Genomic DNA, 19,421 nt, shown 5'->3' with positions numbered 1-19,421 from the left:
CCGTGGGAGGTAGCGCGCCGTCGCCGCACTGTCTGCAGGTCGGCTCATCCCCGGCGGCGGAAGTACCAGAACCGAGTTGCCATCGAGCAGATGAAGAGCAGCGCGACCCCCGCGATCATCGGGGCGGCGCTCCTCGCCACGACACCGGCGACCGTCAGGCTGCCGCCGACGACCAGAGTCGTCACGATCCAGATGATCGCGACCCGGTCGCCACCCGGCTGGCCGGCCTCGTTACGCACCTTGTGGTCCTCTCGCTCCGGGGCGGTCGTCAGATGCCCGAGTACGAGTGCTTGCCGTTGACGAACAGGTTCACGACGGTGAAGTTCGCGATCACGACGGCGTACCCCACGTAGACCAGGTACGCGGCACGCCGGCCCTGCCAGCCGCGAGTGGTGCGCGCGTGCAGGTACGCCGCGTACACCACCCACGCGACGAACGTGGCGACCTCCTTGGGATCCCAGCCCCAGTACCGGCCCCACGCCTGCTCAGCCCAGATCGCCCCTCCGATCAGCGTCAGCGTCCACAGCACGAACGCGATCGCATTCAACCGGAACGACAGCGCCTCGAGGCGCACCGCGCTGGGGACCGTCCGCAGCCACAACCATGACGGACCGGTGATCCGCCACCGACGCAGCGAACGGCGCAGCTCGTCGCCCACGCGCCACGGGCGATCCAGCCGGGACCGCCCGGACTCGCGGGAATCCTGCAGGACCTGCAGCACCGAGGTCGCGAACGCGACTGTGAAGATCCCCGTTGCCGCGATGGCGATGCTGACGTGGACGACCAGCCAGTAGCTCTGCAGCGCCGGCTGCACCGCGTCCGCCCGCAGGTAGAACGAGTTCAGCGCGACCACGAGGGACAGCACGGCGATCCCGGTCACAAGCACCCCGATGAACGGCAACGTGCGGGTGCGCCGTACGGCAAGAAAGACCACCGTCGCGACCAAGATCCCGACGATCGTGAACTCGTACATGTTGGCGGTCGGCCACCGCCCGGCCGCCACTCCACGCAGGACCACACCGCCCAGCAGCAGCGCCGTCGCCAGCGTGGCGGTCGATCGCGCGATCCCCGCCGCGCGGCCGGGCGCGGCGATGGTCGATTCTGCGGTCGTGATTGCGGCCGCGCCGGCACCCACGGCGACCGGGCGGCGCTGCGTTCGGGCCGCGGCATCGGCGACGCGGGCCAGAGCGCTCGAGTACGCGACCAGCGCGATCGCGTACGCAGTCACCGCGCCCCACACGAGCAGGGTGCTGAGGTCTCCGATCGGCACGCCGATCAGCCGATCCGGACGAACAACGGGGCGGACTGCCAGATCTCCCGGATCTGGACCGTCTTGCCGGGTACGGGCGCGTCGACCTGCAGGTTGTCACCGGCGTAGATCGCGATGTGCCCGGGCGACCAGATCAGGTCGCCCGGCTGCGCCTGGTCGCGCGGGACGACCGTGCCTGCGTCTCGCTGGGCCGTCGACGTGCGTGGGATCGTGATGCCGACCTGCGCGTACACGTGCGAGGTAAAGCCGGAGCAGTCGAACCCGCTCGGGGTCGTGCCGCCGTACACATAGGGCACACCGACCAGACCCGAAGCGACCGCGACGACGGCGCTGCCGTTCGCAGACTGGGGCACTGGTGCGCCGACCGCGGTCAGCTCCTGCGGTTCGGTGGGCTCGGTTCGTCGCGAGGAGCGGGCCGCCGGCCCATCGGGTCGGGCAGCCGCTTCCTCGACCACCGGCGGGGGAAGCGGTGGCAGCACCGCGGTCGCGCCAGGGACGTCGAACGACCAGGTCGCGGTGACGGGCGCGACTGCACTCGGGGCGGCGGAGGCCAACGCCCGGGCCCCGGCCAGCGCGTTGAGATCGAGAATGCCGGCGCTGCTCTCAGCCGGTTGTGCAGCGGACGCCGGAACCGCTGTGAGCGAGACCGCTACCCCCGAAGTTGCGACAACCGTGCCGACTCGGCGGCCGGCGAGCGTTGCGGTCGCCCGCGCATTCGCACTGGCGTCGGTCAACGGCGTCCGGGCGGGGCCGGGAGTGCGATGGCGCGAGCTGACGCGCAGATGAGCAGGCATGTGGGCTCCTGTCGCCTGCGAGGTGCGTTGTCAGTTCGAACGAAGCTCTTCGACCGACCCGGGACTCACTTGCCGCCGAGGGCGGTTGAGTGCCCGTGGAGACTGGGTCCCCCCGCTCCTGCCACGCAATCGACAAGCCGGGCGGTGGCAGGACTCGGCGTCCGCGCGGCCCCGGACGGCGCCCGGTCCCGAGCGACGCTAGACGGAGCGTCTCCAGCGATGGTGCTCGCCATCGCACTCTTCAGCGAACCTTCATCACCGCTCGCCGACCGCGGAAGGCCGCCGGTCACCCGGACGCCTGCGCAGAACGCCCCAGCACACCTCGGGCCGTGGCTGGCAAGCGGGAGGCCGCCGACCCTCCTCGGCGATCGCCCGGGCGAGTTGCAGCCTGCTGGGACCGTCTGTTCCCCGGCTGTGACCAGCGATCCGCAGCTGGGTGCGTCAACGCCACACCCGGGCCGGAGATACCTGCTAGACATCTTGGCCGGTCCCGAATATCGGACGTTGCCAGGTGCCCGCCCGGACGTGCCCGTCGACGAGGTCGACGCACCGCGTTGACCCGCGGCGCCGGACCGAGCCTCAGCCCGGGATGTTCCGAGGGTCGTGGCCGTAGCTGTTCTTCTCGTGCACCTGACCGTCCAGACCGTGGATGTGGTGCTCCGTGCCGCGCGCGATCGCCTCATCGCGCCCCGCCGCCACCGCGGCGTCCTTCGTCTCGTACCGGTCACCGACCTGCTGGCCGGCGACCTCGTTGATCCACGCACCGTCGCTGTGCACTGTGTGCACCCCGTTGCCCTGGCTCACCACTGACCTCCTAGTTCGACGTCGTCGCCAGTCTTGCCGCCCCGCGGCGCGACGGCATCCGCAGCCGGGTCAGCACGAGGTGAGCAAGCGCGGAGTCGACAGACACCCGCGCGAGCGTCGGGGTCGCCAGCGTTGAGCGCCATTCGGGCCGGAGGGGACGCTCGGGTGTGTCAACGCCACGCCCTACACTCGTGATTGCCACCTCAGATCGAGCAGCTGCACTCCAACAGACCCGGTGGGAGGGGTCGCCTCATACCTCGCAGCTGCGAGGAGATGGGAGGTGGTGGCAGTGACAGACGAACCGTGTCCGCACTGTCGGAGGTCCGAATCTTCTGAACAGCGAACGACCGGCCGAGTCGCGAAGGGGGCAACCTTCGTGAAGCAACTCATGCCGGTCGTCGTGGAAGTTATTCGCCTCATCCGTGAACTCGTGAACTGAGTTCACAACACCGTGGTGACGTCCCGTCATGGACTTCGTCCGTGGCGGGGCGTCGCCACACTGCTATCAGGATGTTAACACCGTGGTGGCTAACGGGCACAGACGCCCGTGAGTCACAGCGGGACTCGCCGACATGACGAGTGCGGGAAGTTCCGTCGTAACCACGAGCGCAAGATCTTCCGGACGTGCTGCGGGAACTTCTCGCGGACCAGATGGCGGACAAGATCTCGGAGCACCCGGCTCCCCGACGCTGTGACCTGCGGGAACATCGACGCGACGTCGCGCCTGCCGCCCGCCGTATCCCTCGCAGCGACTCGCGCTCCGCGCTCTTAGCTGCTCGCCTCACCTCAGCGTCGGGGTGCTCGAGGTGAACCACCGCCAGCCGGCGCCCCAGGGGCACCAGCTGGTAACGGTCGCGCCTACGGCGCGCTGCACCCCCATCGGCGCCCGAGCGGGCCTCGTGGGCGCCGGCCATCGCGGCCCGCCTCGGCCGGTATCAGGCCGTCGCTCCCCACCCGATGCCTCCGCGCCATGACGTAGCCCACCCCGTCGCTGCGCGCCGGCCTGCGCGACGTCACAGCGCTCCGGCCTCGCGCGGGGCCCCTCCCGCTCCTCGGCCTGATACCTCGCGCCTGCCGGTGAGGCCCGAAAGACACGGGCACTCACCGGCCGGACCAACCGGTACCGGACCACACTGAGGAGAGGGTCACCATGGCCACCACCAGCACCACCCAGCCCGCACCCGCAACGCTGCCCGACGGCGTCGCGTTCCTGTACATGAACCCCGGCGACCTCATCGTGGACGCCAACATCCGCACGAACGCCGACATCACCCCCGAGTTCCGCCAGTCGATCCGCGACCTCGGCGTCCGGGTCCCCGTCACCGCGGTCCGCGCCCCCGAGGGCATCAAGGTCCGCGAGGGCCAGCGCCGCACCATCACCGCCACCGAGGAGCAGGTCCCCACCATCCCCGTCTACGTCGTGCCCGACGGCGGCGACGTCGAGCGGATCATCGGCCAGTTGGCCGAGAACCACGACCGCGCCGCGATGACCCAGCCCGACACCGCCGCCGCCTACGAGCAGTTGGCCCTGCTCGGGCTGTCCGCCTCCCAGATCGCCAAGCGCACCCGCCGCACCAAGGCCGAGGTCACCGCCGGGCTCACCGTCGCCAAGTCCACCATCGCCGTCGAGGCCGCCGAGGGGTACGCGCTCGACCTGGTGTCCGCCGCGCTGTTCGCGGAGTTCGACGGCGACGAGGACGCCACCCGCACCCTGCAGTGGACCGCCGAGCGCGGCGGCTCCCTCGCCCACGCCGCCCAGCGCATCCGCGACGAGCGCGCCCGCACCCAGGCCCTCGACGCCGAGCGCACCCGCCTCACCGCCGACGGCGTCACCATCACCCCCAAGCCCGGGTACTACGAGGTCACCGCCGGCCGCGAGGTCACCGCCCTGCGCGCCAAGGGCAGCACCGGGCCCCTGAGCGCCGAGCAGCACGCCACCTGCCCTCACCACGCCGCCTACGTCCACTACGACGACGCCACCGCCACCGCGCGCGCCGTCTACATCTGCACCGACTGGCGCGCCGCCGGGCACCTGCGGTGGACCGACCCCGCCGCCAAGGCCGAGCGGACCCCCGTGTCCGAGTCCGAGCGGGCCGAGCGCCGCCAGGTCCGCGAGAACAACGCCGCCTGGCGCTCGGCCGAGAAGGTGCGGCGCGACTGGTTGGCGGCCACCATCGCCCCCCGGAAGACCCCGCCGAAGGGTGCCGCCGAGATGGTCGCCGACGCCATCGTGAACCAGGCCTCCCGGCTCTCCTACGCCGCCGACCGGGGCTTCCAGGTCGCGGCCAGCCTGCTCGGGCACACCTCCGAGCACGGCGGCCGCCGGTACATTGCCAACCTGCTTAGCAAGGCCAACACCCCCCGCTCGCACGTCATCACCCTCGTGGTCGTCCTGGCCGCCATCGAGGAGTGCACCGGCGTGCACTCCTGGCGTAGCGCCTCCGGCGATAGCGGCGCCGCCGACTACCTGACCACGCTGGAGACCTGGGGCTACCAGTTGTCCGACATCGAGCAGATCGCGTGCGGCCGCACCCCCACCACCGAGCCCGACCCCGAGCCCGCCGAGGCGGCCGCACCGGCGGCCTGACCCCCAGCAGCACGACGCCCGGCCGGAACCAGTGCAAGTGGCTCCGGCCGGGCGGGGGCGGCGGATCGCAGGGGCAGGACCGCCGTCCACCCCACCGTAGCGAGAAGAGGACCATTCACCATGACCGACTACATCACCTCCAGCGCCACCTTCGACCTCACGACCGCCTGACCCCACGCTGGTGGGCGCCCGCGCGCCCACCAGCCACCGGGCGGCCGTGGCCGGCGCCGGGCGCATCGAGCGCCGGCACCACCGCCAGGGCCTCCGGCCCCGGACCCCGGCCAAGGGGCGGTCGCGCCAGCGGCGCGCAGCACCTATCTGGCGCCCGGCCCGGCCGCACGCCACGTGGCCATCGCGTCTCGCCAGGCCGGTATCAGCCCGTGGCCTTCCCACCCGCTGCCTCGCGCCCGCCGGTGAGGCCGGGCAAGCCCAGCGCTCACCGGCCGACCCACCACCGGGTCGACCCCGCCACCATCGAGAGGACCACCATGACCCGCACCACCCAGCCCTGACCCCCCTACTGGACCGGTGAGCGCCTGCTGGCCGTCACGCCCGACGGCAACGGCCTCATGCACGCCAACGTCACCGCCATCACCGCGCACGACGACCCCACCCGCTCGTGGACCGTGGTCTACGCCCGGCCCGACGGCACCGGCTCCACCGTGCGCGTCGACGACGACGACGACCGCGACGCCGACGCCGACGACCAGGTCAGCCCGCTGCCCATCCCCTACCCCGAGCACACCGTCGTCGTCGCGTTCGACGTCTACGGCGCCGACCGTGAGACGGCCACCACCGTCATCACCGCGCTGTTCGCCGAGGACGGACCGTGCGACGTGCTCGCCGCGCACCCCGCCGTCGACGCCTGGCGGCTCCCCGAGCCCGTCGCACCGATCCTCGCCCTCATCGACGGGCAGACCCCGTGATGCCCGCCGACGACTACCAAGCGAAGCTCCGCGCCGAGGCCGACGCCCAAGGCATCGCCGCGATCGTCGTCGCGATCGCCGCCCACGGGCTGCCCGTCGCCGTCGCGCAGACCAGCGGATGGTGCCTGGTCGCCATCACCGTCCTGCCCGACGAGACCACCATCGGCCTGACCCGCGACGACGACGGCGACGTGCTCAGCATCGAGTACACCCCCGACCAGTGGGCCGGTCAGGCCGCCGTCGCCGACGACGCCGCCCGCCACCACCGCACCGTCGAGGACGCAGCCCCCTGGGTCGCCCAACGGTGGACGAGCCCCGAGCCCGACGAAGAGTCCCCACCGGCGTACGGCTGCTACCCACCCGACCCGTTCGACCGACACGGCCAAGCGTGCGACCTGTACGACGGGCCGCGCGAGTAGCGCCCGTGAGCCCCGCGCCCGGTGATGTGGACGACCCGGCGCGGGGCTCGCCTCGGCGCGCACATGGCCGGCGCCGTGCGCATCGAGCGCCGGTACCGACCGCCAGGGCCTCCGGCCCCGGACCCCGGCGGCGAGCAGCCCGCAGCCGGCCACCGCATCCTGTTCATCGAGGCCGCGGTCCGGGGGGCCGCTCCAGCAGGAACACGCTCGAGCCCGATCCGGGACCTCGCATCCGGACGCCTGCCCGCGGTTCGCGATCCACAGAGCGAAAGTCCCTCGACGCAGCGCTCTGACCTGCTACGTTCCGCCTGGGCGCCAATTGGCGCGCGGAATGTACTTTTTCAGGGGGCTTTTCCGCATGCGCTCTTTCCGTTCCATCATCGCCGTGGCCACGTGCGCAGGAGTCCTGGCCATCTCCGGCCAGGCCGCGATCGCCGACGACGACACCGACGCGACCGTCATCGACGGCATCGAGGTGAACGTCCCGGGTGTCGAGACGTCCGCTGACCTCGAGGCGTTCATCCTGTCCGACGAGTCGAAGACGATCACGAGCAACCCGTCGAACGGCGAGGTCATCTCGGTCGAGACCGGTCAGTCCCTGGTGTCGCCGCTCACGACCTCCTCGAACGTGTGCAAGACCGGCAACATGTGCCTGTTCGGCACCGGGGTGCCCAACGCCAACTACGGCTTCACCGGCGCCGGAACGATGCGGGGCAACTGGCCGGCTCGCACCAAGTACACGTCCGGCAGCTGGACCGCCAAGGTCAGGTTCGCCAACGGGATCGTGAGCCCCGAGGTCGGCCCGAACAGCACCAACCTCTTCGACAGGGTCACCGACGTCATCGCCGTCAGCCTGCGATGACGCACCGCGCCTTCTGAGACCAGAGTCTCCTGGGCGCCCGCGCGAGTACGACCAAGGCTCGTTCACCGGCTCGGTGAACGAGCCTTCGTCGTCACCGGACTACCCGGCACATGAGCGACGCCCGCGTCCCGGGCCCACACGATCCGCTTGATGACCGCGGCCATCGCTGCGGTCGCGGTCACCGGCAGGCCCGGGCCTGCACCCACTGCTCCGGCAGGAACGTGCCGCGGCCCGGCACCAGCACCCTGTGCTCGGTCACTAGCAGCTCGTAGACGCACAGCGCCTCGTCGACCGCCAGCGGCTGCCCGCACTGCAGCACCGCCCGCGACGTCAGGACCACCAGGGTCAGGGTCCGGGCGTCCTCTCCGCGGTCCCGGTCGCGGATCCACGCCTCGTCGACCGCCGCCGGTCCGCCGGCGCCCGGCGGGGGCGCGAGAACGGCCTCGGCGTCGACCAGGAGCTCGTACACCCGGGCGGCGTCCTCCGGGTCGAGCGGCGTCCGCCCTCCGGGGCAGAACAGCACGCCGTTCGTCGTCAGGACCTCGACCGTCTGCATCTTCGCGTCGTTGCGAGCCATGCCCGACGGTCCCGACAGGTCGTCGAGTCCGGCAAGGGCGAGAACCTCACACCTGGGTCGTGCTCGCTGGGCGGAGCCGACCCTCCACGGCTCCGACCAGCGAGGACGGCGCCCGCGATCGGGTCCGGGACGCCGCCGGACGGCACCGTAGCGACTCATCCGTCTGTTGCGTACACCCAGCCGACCACCTGTCCGGGGTGCCGTAGGTGCCCGCCCGCCCAAGATGCTCAGCCGGCGCCGGCAGACGGCACCAGCTGACGCCCGACGCGCCTACGGCGCGCAGCACCCTCCCAGCGCGCCGGTCGGTCCCGTCGTGCCCGGCCATCGCGGCTCGCCAGGGCCGGTACCACCCCGCCCGCACCCCACCCGATGCCGTGCGGGCCTGAGCGATCCCACACCGACACTGCGCGCCGGCATGCGATCCCTCACCCCCGCCCGTCCCCGCGCGGGGCCCCGACGCGGACGGCGCGGCACCTCGCGCACGCCGGTGAGGCCTGGCAAGCCCAGCGCTCACCGGCCCACCAACCCGACGCGAGGAGGAACCCGTCATGGCCCGCAAGATCATCACCCGCACCACCCCCGAGCAGCGCCGCGAGCAGGCCACCGCCCTGCACGCCAGCATCGCCGAGCAGGTCGAGACCCTGCGCGACAGCGACCAGTGGCGCGCGTTCCTCGACCTGTCCAGCGGGTTCCACGCCTACTCGCTGAACAACCTGCTGCTCATCTGGTCCCAGCGGCCCGACGCGACCCGCGTCGCCGGGTTCCGACAGTGGCAGGCCCGCGGCCGCCAGGTCCGCAAGGGCGAGAAGGCCATCCGCATCTTCGGGTACGCCACCGCGAAGATCACCGACGACGCCGACGCCCCGGACGACCTCACGCACACCGACGAGAACGGCCAGCGCCGCCGCGTCTGGTTCCCCGTGCTGTCCGTGTTCGACATCGCCCAGACCGACCCGTCCAACCCCGACGCCGCCGACCCCGCCGACCTGACGAAGACCCTCACCGGTGCCGACGACCTCGGCGTGCTCACCGCCGTGAGCGACTATCTGACCGCCGACGGTTGGCGCGTCGAGCGCGAGGCGCTGCCGCCGGGCCTGGGCGGGTTCACCGACTTCAAGACCCGGCGCGTGGTCATCGCCGCAGGAGTCGAGCCCGCGCAGGCCGCCAAGACCGCGCTGCACGAGGCAGCCCACGCGTTCCTGCACGGCGACCTGGAGCCCGGGGAGTACCAGCAGCACCGAGGCACCTACGAGACCGAGGCCGAGTCCGTCGCCTACGTCGTGGCCGGACTGCTCGGCCTCGACACCAGCGCCTACACCATCGGGTACGTCGCCGGATGGTCCGACGCCGACACCGACCTCATCCGCTCGACCGCCGCCAACGTGCTGCGCGCCGTGCACGTCATCGCCGACGCCATCACCACCACCCCCGCCGACCTCGACGCCGTCGCCTGACCAACCGCGGTGCCCGGCCGCACACCGCAGCCGGGCACCGCAGCCCCCCACCCCCCGGGCGGTGCGCGGCCCTCGCCGGCATCGAGCCGGCGAGGGCCGCTGGCCGGGCGCCGACGCGAGGACAGGTGGCCGTCGCTGCCGTCGCCCGGCCGTCGCGGACCCCGTGCGCCGCGGGCGCAGGCGCCCGCGGCCAGGGCCTCCGGCCCCGGACCCCGGCGATGACCAGCCCGTAGCCGTCCGGCCCGTTACACCCCTCGCCCACCCGGGCACGCCGCGAGCGCTATCGCTGCGCGGCTCGCGGCGCACACAGGTGGACGACGTGCCCCAGCAGGCGCCCCCACCCCAGGTCGCGCCGTCACCTTAGGAGGTCAGGCGGCGGTTCGTGTCGCGCGAGCTGAGTACGGCCTTCCAGCCGGGCGGTGCCCGGCCCGCGAAGGTCGGACACCTCGGGCGGCCGTGCGCGGGTGGCCCGCACCGAGCGCCTACCGGACAGCCCAAGGGGCCGCCGGCCCCTTGGACTCCCGGCAGGGTTGGGGAGTCGCAGCATCCAGTTGCGCCTCATCCACACCTGCGACGGGGATGCACCGAAGGTGCCTTTATCGCCGTGCCGCTCGGCCGGTCGACATTGACAGAATGCAGGCCCCAAGCACAAACCCGGTCACCGAGGTCCCGCCGGCCAGTACGAAGTTGACGCCTGCGTCGGGCATTCGCTCGGGTGACACCGCAGCGATGAACGCCAGGATTACCACCGTGAGCCCCGCGGTCGCCGCACTCACGAACGCAGTCCTCGCCAGCACGACCGTCCCCGCGGCCAAGAGCGCGGCGAGGAGGCCGAAGCTGCCGAGACGAGCCGAGGCGTGCGGCGGTTCGACCGCAGCCCATGTTGCCGCCGACACCGCCAGGTAGCCCACGATGCCGGTCAGGAGGCCGGCGACGAACGTCACCGGGGTGATGGACCGGTGCGCTGTCGTCGCGCCGGGCGCGTCGTGCTGCTTAGTGTCCATGGGTGTCATCTCAGCACCGAAGCCACGTGCGTGCCGACTGCGCGAGCACCGAACCGATGCTCGCGCGGTTGTAGTTCGTCCAGTACCGGAAGTTCTCGGCGCACGAGTACGACGTCGAGACCGTCGTGCTGCCCCCCGGGCTCACGACGCCACCAGCGCTGATCTGCTTCTTGTCCGAGATCGAGTCCGGGGCCCACCCCTCCGCGTCGAAGTAGACGCTGGACGCGCACCCAACGCTGATCGCGAGCGTCGCCTTCACCGGCAAGGTGCGGTTGGTGATCGAGGGCGTGTTGATGCTCGCCGTCTGGGTGCAGCCCGCAGCCAGCGGCTGGACGATCGTCACGGTGCCGTCAGCCGACGTGGTCACCGAGGCCTCATCCACCGGCTGGTTCCGCGGGTCGTCCGCGGCCATCTTGCTGGTCACCGTGACCTGAACGTCGCCCTCGGGTGACACCGTCTTCTCGACGTCCGCGCCCTCCGGCACCTCGATCCAGGCGCGCTCCTGAGCCGTCAGTCCGTACTCATCGACCGGCGGCCCCGGGTCCACCCCGGCCGACGCGGCGTTGAGCCCGGTGAGGCCGAGCAGCGCGGCCACCGTCATCGCAGCCACGGTCCGACCTGTCTTCGTTCGTCTCGCCATCTCGACTAGCCCCCATGCCTCGAACCTATGCGCGACGCCCAGATGCCGGCTCATCACGCCCCGGAGCGGCTCTCCGTGCCTGGAGTGTTCCGCCGATCCAGGGGTGCGGGGCCTGGTCTTGATGAACATCCGATGAACAGGCTCGTGCCTACGCCGCGTGCCTGGTCGGGTGCATCGACCAGGCGGACCGGGGCGCCGCAGGCCCTCTGGAGCCGGACGCGAGGGGAGGTGTCGCCGAGCTGCACCCCTCGCCCACCTGGGCACGCCGCGAGCTCCATCGCTGCGCGGCTCTCGGCGTACACAGGTGGACGACGGGACCCAACAGGCGCCCGCACACAGGCCGCGCCGTCACCTCAGGGGGTCAGGCGGCGGTTCGCGACGCGCAACCTGTGCACGGCCTCGCAGGCGTCGGTGGCACCTGTGGCACGTGGTGCGCCGCGTCCGCCGCGGGCGGCGCGGCCCACCGCCAGGGCCTCCGGCCCCGGACCCCGGCGACGCGCGCCCGCCCGGGGCTGTGGTCCCGGACGGCGTGCGGGTCACCTGCGGGCCCATCGATCCGAGCCGCTGATCGTTGTCGCGCCGCCGTGGGCGTCAAGGGCCGATCACCTCGAGCACGTGGCCGGGGAAGGTGCTCCGCACCTGCGGTGGCTGGGTCGGTCGGTCTGGCCCTTGACCCCCACGGCTCTGCGACATGGGCCTCCGGCTATCGAAGCGATGGCCAGCCGCACCGAGGCCACCGGCGCCGGAACCAACCGGCTTTGACCAGGAGGACACCATGCGCACCACCTTGAACCTCACCGTCGAGATCGACACCGCCGCCTGGGCCGAGGCCTACGGTAGTGAGACGGCCGCTGACATCCACGCCGACGTCCTCACCTACCTGCGCACCCACATCGACTGCGCAGCCGGCCCCGTCTGCGTCATCGCCGCCCGCGTCGTCGCCGACTCCGGGCACGGCGACCAGCGCCCCACCCCGGCCGTCCAGATCGGCACTCACCGGGCCAGCGCGCTCGCCCAGGTCTGGCTCCGGAGCGTGGACCTCCCCGCGTACAACGCCTGGAAGCAGCGCTACATGGCCGCCGACACCGTCGAGGACGCACGCGCCGACAGGGACGAGCTCATCGCGCAGTGGCGCGCCGCCGGGTGCCCGGCTCCCGCACCGGCCTCCAGCCCTGCGCCCCGCCGCGGGCTGACCCACATCGTGCGACGCCTCACCCGCCGCTGACCCGACCCGCTCGCCCTGTCAGCCGCCCACCCGACAGGAGAACCGCCGTGAACATCACCGTCTACAGCAAGCCCGATTGCGTGCAGTGCGACGCGACCTACCGCGCCCTGGACAAGGCCGGCCTGCAGTACGAGATCGTCGACATCACCACCGACGCCGTCGCCCGCGGCTACGTCATGGGCCTGGGGCACCTGCAGTCGCCCGTCGTCGTCGCCGACGGCCAGCACTGGTCCGGGTACCGCCCCGACCGCGTCACCGCCCTCGCCGACCACGCGCACGTGAGCGTCGCGCCGTGAACCCCGCCGACCCGACCGAGGCCCAGGTCGTCGACGAGCTCGCCTACAGGGCGCTGTGGTCCCGTGCCGAAGCCGAGACCATCCGCGCCCGCGACCCGCGGTGGGCGCTCGGCGGCGCCGCACTGCGGCCCGCGCTCGCCGCCCTGATCCACGACCACGACGACCACCGCCCCGATGCCCCCGCCAGAGGGCCCGCCCGCGCCGCGAGCATCTGGGACTGGATCGAGGCCCGAGCCGGCCAGGTCGAGGCACTGCGCGACGCCCGCCAGTCCTGGGCACTGACCGGGCGGCGGGGACCGCAGCCGGCAGGCCCCGCGCGCGAGGTCCGAGACGGGCTCTACGCCCGCGCCGAAGGGCGGCCCGACCCGGGCCTGCTCGCCCACGCGCCCACCGTGCTCACCGCGCTGCCCGCGATCATCGCCCCCGACGCGCACCAGGACGGGAGCACCGCGCGCCTGCTGCACACCCTCGGCCGGCTCCGCGACGCCGACCTCGCCGCGCAGCTGGAGGTGCTGGCATGACCACCACCCTGCCCATCGAGCGGATCGTCCCGAACCCCGAGAACATCCGCCGCGAGCTGCGGGGCATGGACGAATTGGTCGCGTCGGTGCGCGAGGTCGGGATCCTGCACCCGATCACCGTCACCCCGTCCGCCGAGGGCCGGTTCCGCCTCATCGACGGCCACCGCCGCTACGAAGCCGCGTGCCGCGTCGGGCTCCAGGTCATCCCCGTCATCGCCCGGCGCACCCGCACCGGGACCGACCACCTCTTCCTCATGCTCATCGCCGCCCTGCACGACCCGCTCACCCCGCTCGAGGAAGCGGCCGCGTTCGCACGGCTCCGCGACGCCGGCGTGCCGTTCGCCGACATCGCACGCAAGAGCGGACGCTCCCCGAACACCGTCCGCGACCGCCTGGCCCTGCTGCGCCTGCCCGACGAGGCCCGGGCCATGCTCGACGACGGCCAGCTCCCGCTGTCCAGCGCCGTCGACCTCGCTCGCGGCGTCACCACCGGCACCCCCCGCACGGTCCCCGCACGCACCGACGGCCGGCGCACCGGGTGGTTCACGAAGACCCACCGGCTCGCCGCCACCGTCCGCGCCAACTGCACCCACCGCGGCACCCGTCAGATGGTCGGCGGCATCGGCTGCGGCCAGTGCTGGGAACACGCCATCGTCAACGACGCACGAGCCTGATCGGACCCGAGCTGCCTGCTCGGGGCTCATCAGCCGAGGACTTCCGGATCAAGCCACAAGACACCCTGCCCGGCGTCGACCGGGCGCAAGCCTGCCGCGATCGCAGCGGCTGGGTCGTCGCCGGCGCGTACGGCGTCTCGGACCGCGACGGCGCGCCCGCGTGACCCACGCACGTCGCGCAGCGGGCTACCGATCTGTTGTCGGCGAGCGGCCCACTCCCGGCGGTTGCCCGTCTGGTCCGAGGGGTGCAGGTGGCTCGGGTTCTGGCACAGCGGGTTGTCGCACTGGTGCGCGAGAAGCCGGGGAAGCGGGTCGCCCGGGTGGGCGATCGCCCAGGCGAAGCGGTGTGCGATCACGACCAGCCCGTTCCTGATCCAGAACCGGCCGTGCCCGGCCGAGGCGACGGCGCCGCACCACAACCAGCAGTCCGACGGGCCGCCCGCCCGCACGTAGCGCCTGAACCTGTCGAGCACCCGCGGGTTCTGAGTCGCGTCGCGTACCTCGCGTGCGCGTGCGCGTGCGCGTGCGCCGCCGCTGTTCCCGGCTCCGCGTCGAGGTGGAGCCGGGAACAGCGCGTCTTCGCTCACCGGATCAGCGCGCCCGTCAGATCGGGAGTAGCGACTCCCGCCGGCCCCTGTGTCGGCGACATCGGCGCACGGGCCAGCGGGGCGATGCCGTCGGCGAGTGCGCGCAGTCGCTTGCGTTCGGGCTCGTCGACGTCCAGCAGCGCGCGCTGCCACGCCGCCGGCTCGCCGGCTTCCGTCAGCCGTGCGATCTGCGCGCCCATGCGGCGATCGACCGCGCCGACCTCCGCCTGCAGCGCCGCGATGCGCTCGAGCAGCTTCGCGCGCTCGTCGCCGCCGGCGAAGAACCGGCGGCCGCCGCGTCCTCGACCTCGCGGTCACGCTCGGCGCGCGCCGCATCGGCACGCGCTCGAGCCGCACGCGCACGCTCACGGGCCGAGAGTCTTGCCCTCGTGCTTCCAGCCATCCCCAGGAACCTCCTTAGTCGACCCAGGCCGAAGCGCGAAGCTCGACCTAGGCACCGAAGTTCCCCTAGCCAGCACCAACCCTAACCCTCACCCCCTCGGCCTTCGGCCCCAGCGACTCACGCGCAGCACCCCAGACTCAACACACCTCTTGCACTACAGTGAGTGGCCGCGAGGTTCAGCCGCCTCCGCTCGCTCATCGAGAACCGTTCTCGTTCGGGTGGAGGTGTGCGCCGCGGTGATGACCGTCCACGTGCTGCACGCCGGCGACGGGTACACCTACCTCACCCGGCAAGTCGCCACAGGCGACGTCCCCCGCCAGCGGGGGGAGGACCTGAGCGCGTACTACACCGCCTCGGGGAACCCGCCCGGCCGGTGGGTGGGGGAGGGCCTGGACTCGCTCGGGGTGTCCGGACGGGTCACCGAGGCGCAGATGAAGGCGCTGTTCGGCGAGGGTCGGCACCCGGACGCCGATGCGATCGAGCGTGCGCTGGTCGCCGGCGGCGCGAGCGTCAAGGACGCGATGGCCGCGACCCGGCTCGGCCGGCGGTTCATGCTCGCCGACCGCAAGGACGACGACGGGTTCATCAAGGCCCTGCGCGACGAGCACGCCGAGTTCCGCGCCAGGCACGACCGTGACGCCGAGCCCGGCGTCGAGCGCGACGGCCTGCGGCGCTCCGCCGCGGCCCGGTTCCTCACGGCCAAGGGTGAGGCCGCGACGCCGGCGGCGGTCGGGAAGTACCTGGCGGCGCGGGGAGGCGCGGAGCGCCAGCCGGTCGCCGGGTACGACCTGGTGTTCACCCCGGTCAAGAGCGTCTCGGTGCTGTGGGGGCTGGGCGATGAGCACGTGCGCGGGCAGGTGCTCGCCGCGCACGAGGACGCCTGGCGCGGCGCGCTGTCCTGGTTGGAGTCCCAGGCCGCGCTCACCCGGGTCGGGGCTGGGGGCGTGGCGCAGGTCGACACCCGCGGGTTCGCCGCCACCACGTTCGACCACTTCGACTCCCGCAGCGGCGACCCGAACCTGCACACCCACGTCGCGGTGTCGAACAAGGTTCTCGGCCTGGACGGCAAGTGGCGATCGCTCGACGGCCGGGTCATCCACGCCCTCGGCGTCGCGGCCTCCGAGCGGTACAACACGCTCGTCGAGACAGGCCTGAGGTCGCGCCTGGGGGTCCGGTTCGTCGAACGCTCCACCGGGCGCGCAGCGCGCCGGCCAGTGCGCGAGATCGACGGGATCCCCGTCGAGCTCAACACCGAGTTCTCCCGCCGGCGCGAGAGCATCGAGGCCACGTACAAGGACCTGGTCGCCGACTACCGCGCCCGCCACGGGCACGAACCACCCCGCCCGGTGCAGCACAAGCTGGCTCAGCAGGCGACCTTGACCACCCGCGCGGGCAAGGAGACCGGCGTCTCCCAGGAGACCCGACGCGCGCAGTGGATGCCCCGCGCGATCGCGGTCCTCGGGTCGCCCGAGGCCGTCGAACGCACCCTGGCAGCGACCCAGAACCGGCCAGCGCCACCCCTGGAGGCGATGCCCCCGCACGCCGTTCTGGCCGACCAGGTCCTCACCGAGCTGATGACGACCCGGGCGACCTGGAAGTACAACCACGTGCTCGCCGAGTCCCAGCGCGTAGCCCGGCAGTGGGTCGACCACGTCGGGCCCGAGTCCGTGCAGGCACTGGCCGAGGTCCTGACCGACCGCACCCTGGCCGCCTCGATCCGGCTCACCCCACCCGAACCGAACCCCGTACCCGCGGCACTCCAGCGCGTCGACACCACCAGCGTCTACGTCCAGCACGCCGGCGCCAAGTACACCGCCAACCCGATCCTGGACGCCGAGGACCGGCTGCTCGCCGCAGCCCGCCGGCCCGGCGGACTCGTCATCGGCGAAGACGTCGTCGCCCGGCACCTGGCCGGCCCAGGGGCCTCGCCCGACCTCGGACGCGCGCCCTTGGACCCTGGGCAGGCCGAGCTGGTGCGCCAGTTCGCGACCGGCGGGCGGCTGCTGCAGGTCGCGGTCGGACCCGCTGGCGCCGGCAAGACCACCGCCATGCGCGCCTTCACCCGCACGGTCCAGGACGCCGGCGGCACCGTGATCGCGCTCGCGCCGGCGGCCAACGCCGCCGCGCTCCTGGGCAAGGAGATCGGCGTCGAGGCCTACTCGATCCACGCCTTCCTCGCCCGCCAGGGCCTGGACCCCGACGACGCCAAGCTGCTGCGCGGACCCATCCCGGCCGACCTGCCCGCCGGCGAGCTCACGCCCTCGACCATCGTCCTGATCGACGAAGCCGGCATGGCCGCGACCCCGCACCTGGACGCCGTGGTGCGCCTCGCCGCGATGCACGGCGCGAGCGTGCGCGCCGTCGGCGACTGGGCACAGCTCCAGGCCGTCGGCGCCGGCGGCGCGCTGCGGCTCATCGACGAGCAGGTCGGCGGCGCGCACCTCGTCGACGTCCACCGCTTCAAGACCCCCGGCGAGGCACAGGCCACCCTCCGCCTGCGCAGCGGCGACCTGAGCGTCATCGACGACTTCTACGCACCACAGGGCAGGCTGCGCGGCGGCAGCATCGAAGCGATGACCGAGGAGATGTACGCGCACTGGTGGGCCGACCACACCGCAGGTCGCGACGCCGTCATGATCGCCCAGGCCAACACCGACGTCGTCGCCCTGGCCGCCCGTGCCCGCAAGGACCTCGTCGACGCCGGCATGGTCGCCCCCGAGGGCGTCCGCCTGCACGACGACAACACCGCCGGCGTCGGTGACCACATCGTCAGCCGCCTCAACGACACCGACCTCAAGATGCGCACCGGCACCGACTACGTGCGCAACGGCGCCACCTGGACCGTCCTGGCGACCAACCCCGACGGGTCGCTCCGCGCGCGCTCGATCGCCCACGGCGCGCAGGTCGACCTCCCCGCGGCGTACGTCGCAGAGCACGTCGAGCTCGCCTACGCCTCGACCGTCAACCGCACCCAGGGCATGACCGTCACCGCCGGGTACGCCCTGGTCACCGAACGCATGGGCCGCGACGGCCTCTACCCGGCGATGACCCGCGGCACCCACACCAACATGGCCTTCGTCGTCGTCGAGGACCTCCTCGACGTCGACCCGCACCCACCCGGGGCCCCGCCCCGCGCGGTACGCGAGGCGATGGCATCGGCGATGGGCGCGTCCGACGACACCCCCTCGGCCACCGCGACCACCGCAGCGGAGGCCGAGCGGGTCGTGTCGCTTGCCACCACGCACCCGGCCTACGAAGACGCCCTCGCCCGCGTGCTCGACCCCGGCCGCGACGACCGGATGGCCGACGTCGTCCGCACGGCGCTGCCCGACTACGCCGCCGAACTCGTGCTCGAGGACGACGCCTGGCCCACGCTGCGCGACGTCCTCGCCGCTCACGAACGAACCGGGCAAGACCTCGAACACCTCCTCAGCTCCAGCTTCGCCGAGCGCGAGATCGACACCGCTCAGTCCGTCGCGCGCGTCATGTGGCACCGCGTCGGCGCCCCCGAACTCCCCGCCCCGAGCGACGCGCGGCTGCCCTCGTGGGTCAGCCCGGCACCTGACCCGGGCGGCCACGAGATCGCCGACGCTGACGTCGCGCGATGGGCTGCACGACAGGTCGACGAGATGGCGAGCCGCGTCGACCAGCTGGTTGACCGCGTGGCCGAACACCCGCCGGCCTGGGCCGAGAACCTGCACCCGCGACCTGAGCACCCCGGGCCCGAGCGCGCAGCCTGGGAGACCGACATGCGCACCGTTGTCGCCTACCGCGACCGATGGGACATCCGCGACGACACCGAACCCGTACCCGCCGACAACGTCGCCGGCATCCGGAAGGCCGCCCGCGACGAGGCCGAGCGGGCAGCCAGCCGGCTTCAGACCGACACCCCGAACCCCGAGGCCGGCGTCGCTGCCGAACGCACCGCGCTCGCCGAACGCAGCCAGGCCGCAGTCCAGGAAGCCCGCCGCGCCGCGCAGCAGGCATCCGAGGCCGCCGACACTCCCGCGCACCCCGGAACCACGCCCACGGACGAACGCCTCGACGCACTGCGCGCCGCGCGCGACCGAGCCTCGACCCCCGAGCTCGACGACCTGCGCGATCGTCTGCGCACGCTCGCACCAGACACTTCACCGGCCAGCGGCTACGAGGACATCCGCGCCCTGGCGGCCCGGGCGCAGGCAGCCCAGGCCGACCGGCAGGCTCACGAGCAGCAACAGACTGCCGATCGGGCACGCCAGGCCCACGTCGACCGCTACGAACGACCCGTGCCACCGCCGGCACGTGGTCCTGTCCAGCGCTAAGCACCGACGGTCAAGCATCGACGAGATGACCCGCACGAGCGCGAGCGCGGCACGGTGGCAGGTTGCGTCTGAGG

19 protein-coding genes are annotated in these 19,421 nt (G+C 72.8%); 10 read left to right on the top strand and 9 right to left on the bottom strand.

All coding sequences use genetic code 11. From position 1 onward, the window contains the following. Window positions 1-44: 44 nt before the first annotated feature. From FKM96_RS07720 to FKM96_RS07705, 4 genes are all read right to left on the bottom strand, one after another. Window positions 45-239: a hypothetical protein gene (locus FKM96_RS07720; protein WP_147794754.1), complete on the bottom strand. Its 195-nt coding sequence runs from the start codon at window positions 237-239 to the stop codon at window positions 45-47. 29 nt (window positions 240-268) lie between these two features. After that, entirely contained in the window at window positions 269-1,270 is a 1,002-nt protein-coding gene (gene ccsB / locus FKM96_RS07715; protein ID WP_147794753.1) for a c-type cytochrome biogenesis protein CcsB, read from the bottom strand. 5 nt (window positions 1,271-1,275) lie between these two features. Further along, a complete protein-coding gene (locus tag FKM96_RS07710) occupies window positions 1,276-2,064 on the bottom strand; it encodes a C40 family peptidase (RefSeq protein ID WP_147794752.1) in 789 nt (262 codons plus the stop codon). A 579-nt stretch (window positions 2,065-2,643) separates the two neighbouring features. Beyond that, window positions 2,644-2,868, bottom strand: a complete 225-nt coding sequence (locus tag FKM96_RS07705) for a DUF2188 domain-containing protein (RefSeq protein ID WP_147794751.1) — start codon at window positions 2,866-2,868, stop codon at window positions 2,644-2,646. 1,150 nt (window positions 2,869-4,018) lie between these two features. On the opposite strand from FKM96_RS07705, the gene FKM96_RS07700 reads away from it, so the two are divergent. The 4 genes from FKM96_RS07700 to FKM96_RS07685 all read left to right on the top strand — a co-directional run bounded on the left by FKM96_RS07700 (window position 4,019) and on the right by FKM96_RS07685 (window position 7,662). Beyond that, entirely contained in the window at window positions 4,019-5,455 is a 1,437-nt protein-coding gene (locus tag FKM96_RS07700) for a ParB N-terminal domain-containing protein (RefSeq protein ID WP_147794750.1), read from the top strand. A gap of 569 nt (window positions 5,456-6,024) precedes the next feature. Next, window positions 6,025-6,381, top strand: coding sequence for a hypothetical protein (locus FKM96_RS07695; RefSeq protein ID WP_147794749.1), 357 nt, complete (start codon window positions 6,025-6,027; stop codon window positions 6,379-6,381). After that, complete coding sequence (locus FKM96_RS07690) at window positions 6,381-6,800, top strand: hypothetical protein (RefSeq protein ID WP_147794748.1); 420 nt, start codon at window positions 6,381-6,383, stop codon at window positions 6,798-6,800. The genes FKM96_RS07695 and FKM96_RS07690 overlap by 1 nt, the downstream gene beginning before the upstream one ends. 358 nt (window positions 6,801-7,158) lie before the next feature. Then, entirely contained in the window at window positions 7,159-7,662 is a 504-nt protein-coding gene (locus FKM96_RS07685) for a hypothetical protein (RefSeq protein WP_147794747.1), read from the top strand. Window positions 7,663-7,840: 178 nt separating this feature from the next. Here the strand turns inward: FKM96_RS07685 and FKM96_RS07680 are convergent, their stop codons facing one another. Beyond that, window positions 7,841-8,239 (bottom strand): hypothetical protein, encoded by a 399-nt coding sequence (locus FKM96_RS07680; protein ID WP_147794746.1) that lies wholly within the window; start codon window positions 8,237-8,239, stop codon window positions 7,841-7,843. Between the two features lie 548 nt (window positions 8,240-8,787). Between FKM96_RS07680 and FKM96_RS07675 the strand changes: the two genes are divergently transcribed. Then, window positions 8,788-9,693 (top strand): ArdC family protein, encoded by a 906-nt coding sequence (locus FKM96_RS07675; protein WP_147794745.1) that lies wholly within the window; start codon window positions 8,788-8,790, stop codon window positions 9,691-9,693. Window positions 9,694-10,289: 596 nt separating this feature from the next. On the opposite strand, the gene FKM96_RS07670 is transcribed toward FKM96_RS07675, so the two are convergent. Then, window positions 10,290-10,697, bottom strand: a complete 408-nt coding sequence (locus FKM96_RS07670; protein WP_147794744.1) for a hypothetical protein — start codon at window positions 10,695-10,697, stop codon at window positions 10,290-10,292. A 10-nt stretch (window positions 10,698-10,707) separates the two neighbouring features. Beyond that, window positions 10,708-11,298 carry a hypothetical protein gene (locus FKM96_RS07665; protein ID WP_147794743.1) on the bottom strand — a complete coding sequence of 197 codons (591 nt, stop codon included), beginning with the start codon at window positions 11,296-11,298 and terminating at the stop codon, window positions 10,708-10,710. Between the two features lie 814 nt (window positions 11,299-12,112). Here FKM96_RS07665 and FKM96_RS07660 point away from each other — a divergent pair. Genes FKM96_RS07660 through FKM96_RS07645 form a run of 4 tightly spaced genes read left to right on the top strand, consistent with a single transcriptional unit; the run spans window position 12,113 to window position 14,053 of the window. Further along, window positions 12,113-12,562, top strand: coding sequence for a hypothetical protein (locus tag FKM96_RS07660; protein WP_147794742.1), 450 nt, complete (start codon window positions 12,113-12,115; stop codon window positions 12,560-12,562). Between the two features lie 47 nt (window positions 12,563-12,609). Continuing rightward, window positions 12,610-12,858 (top strand): glutaredoxin-like protein NrdH, encoded by a 249-nt coding sequence (gene nrdH / locus FKM96_RS07655; protein ID WP_147794741.1) that lies wholly within the window; start codon window positions 12,610-12,612, stop codon window positions 12,856-12,858. Further along, window positions 12,855-13,379 carry a hypothetical protein gene (locus FKM96_RS07650; protein WP_147794740.1) on the top strand — a complete coding sequence of 175 codons (525 nt, stop codon included), beginning with the start codon at window positions 12,855-12,857 and terminating at the stop codon, window positions 13,377-13,379. The genes nrdH and FKM96_RS07650 overlap by 4 nt, the downstream gene beginning before the upstream one ends. Next, the gene (locus FKM96_RS07645; RefSeq protein ID WP_147794739.1) at window positions 13,376-14,053 is read left to right on the top strand and encodes a ParB/RepB/Spo0J family partition protein; all 678 of its coding nucleotides are present in this window, start codon (window positions 13,376-13,378) and stop codon (window positions 14,051-14,053) included. The genes FKM96_RS07650 and FKM96_RS07645 overlap by 4 nt, the downstream gene beginning before the upstream one ends. 29 nt (window positions 14,054-14,082) lie before the next feature. Here the strand turns inward: FKM96_RS07645 and FKM96_RS07640 are convergent, their stop codons facing one another. Together FKM96_RS07640 and FKM96_RS07635 are read right to left on the bottom strand one after the other, a co-directional pair. Beyond that, the gene (locus FKM96_RS07640) at window positions 14,083-14,526 is read right to left on the bottom strand and encodes a hypothetical protein (protein WP_147794738.1); all 444 of its coding nucleotides are present in this window, start codon (window positions 14,524-14,526) and stop codon (window positions 14,083-14,085) included. Between the two features lie 110 nt (window positions 14,527-14,636). Then, window positions 14,637-14,840 carry a hypothetical protein gene (locus tag FKM96_RS07635; RefSeq protein ID WP_147794737.1) on the bottom strand — a complete coding sequence of 68 codons (204 nt, stop codon included), beginning with the start codon at window positions 14,838-14,840 and terminating at the stop codon, window positions 14,637-14,639. A gap of 442 nt (window positions 14,841-15,282) precedes the next feature. Here FKM96_RS07635 and mobF point away from each other — a divergent pair, with 442 nt between their 5' ends. Continuing rightward, the gene (gene mobF, locus FKM96_RS07630) at window positions 15,283-19,347 is read left to right on the top strand and encodes a MobF family relaxase (protein WP_147794736.1); all 4,065 of its coding nucleotides are present in this window, start codon (window positions 15,283-15,285) and stop codon (window positions 19,345-19,347) included. Window positions 19,348-19,421: the final 74 nt, after the last annotated feature.

The sequence above is a fragment of the Cellulomonas sp. Y8 genome (assembly GCF_008033115.1).
Classification (GTDB): Bacteria; Actinomycetota; Actinomycetes; order Actinomycetales; family Cellulomonadaceae; genus Cellulomonas.
Note: the sequence above shows the minus strand (reverse complement) of the source record. Positions and strands in the feature narration are given on the sequence as shown.

What these genes read in the sequence shown, in the direction of transcription:
- FKM96_RS07690 (WP_147794748.1), top strand. Translation starts at nt 6,381, where the DNA reads ATGCCCGCCGACGACTACCAAGCGAAGCTCCGCGCCGAGGCCGACGCC.
- FKM96_RS07665 (WP_147794743.1), bottom strand. Translation starts at nt 11,298, where the DNA reads ATGACGGTGGCCGCGCTGCTCGGCCTCACCGGGCTCAACGCCGCGTCG.
- FKM96_RS07675 (WP_147794745.1), top strand. Translation starts at nt 8,788, where the DNA reads ATGGCCCGCAAGATCATCACCCGCACCACCCCCGAGCAGCGCCGCGAG.
- FKM96_RS07635 (WP_147794737.1), bottom strand. Translation starts at nt 14,840, where the DNA reads ATGGGCGCGCAGATCGCACGGCTGACGGAAGCCGGCGAGCCGGCGGCG.
- FKM96_RS07680 (WP_147794746.1), bottom strand. Translation starts at nt 8,239, where the DNA reads ATGGCTCGCAACGACGCGAAGATGCAGACGGTCGAGGTCCTGACGACG.
- mobF (WP_147794736.1), top strand. Translation starts at nt 15,283, where the DNA reads ATGACCGTCCACGTGCTGCACGCCGGCGACGGGTACACCTACCTCACC.
- FKM96_RS07710 (WP_147794752.1), bottom strand. Translation starts at nt 2,064, where the DNA reads ATGCCTGCTCATCTGCGCGTCAGCTCGCGCCATCGCACTCCCGGCCCC.
- FKM96_RS07685 (WP_147794747.1), top strand. Translation starts at nt 7,159, where the DNA reads ATGCGCTCTTTCCGTTCCATCATCGCCGTGGCCACGTGCGCAGGAGTC.
- FKM96_RS07695 (WP_147794749.1), top strand. Translation starts at nt 6,025, where the DNA reads ATGCACGCCAACGTCACCGCCATCACCGCGCACGACGACCCCACCCGC.
- FKM96_RS07660 (WP_147794742.1), top strand. Translation starts at nt 12,113, where the DNA reads ATGCGCACCACCTTGAACCTCACCGTCGAGATCGACACCGCCGCCTGG.
- FKM96_RS07670 (WP_147794744.1), bottom strand. Translation starts at nt 10,697, where the DNA reads ATGGACACTAAGCAGCACGACGCGCCCGGCGCGACGACAGCGCACCGG.
- FKM96_RS07645 (WP_147794739.1), top strand. Translation starts at nt 13,376, where the DNA reads ATGACCACCACCCTGCCCATCGAGCGGATCGTCCCGAACCCCGAGAAC.
- FKM96_RS07700 (WP_147794750.1), top strand. Translation starts at nt 4,019, where the DNA reads ATGGCCACCACCAGCACCACCCAGCCCGCACCCGCAACGCTGCCCGAC.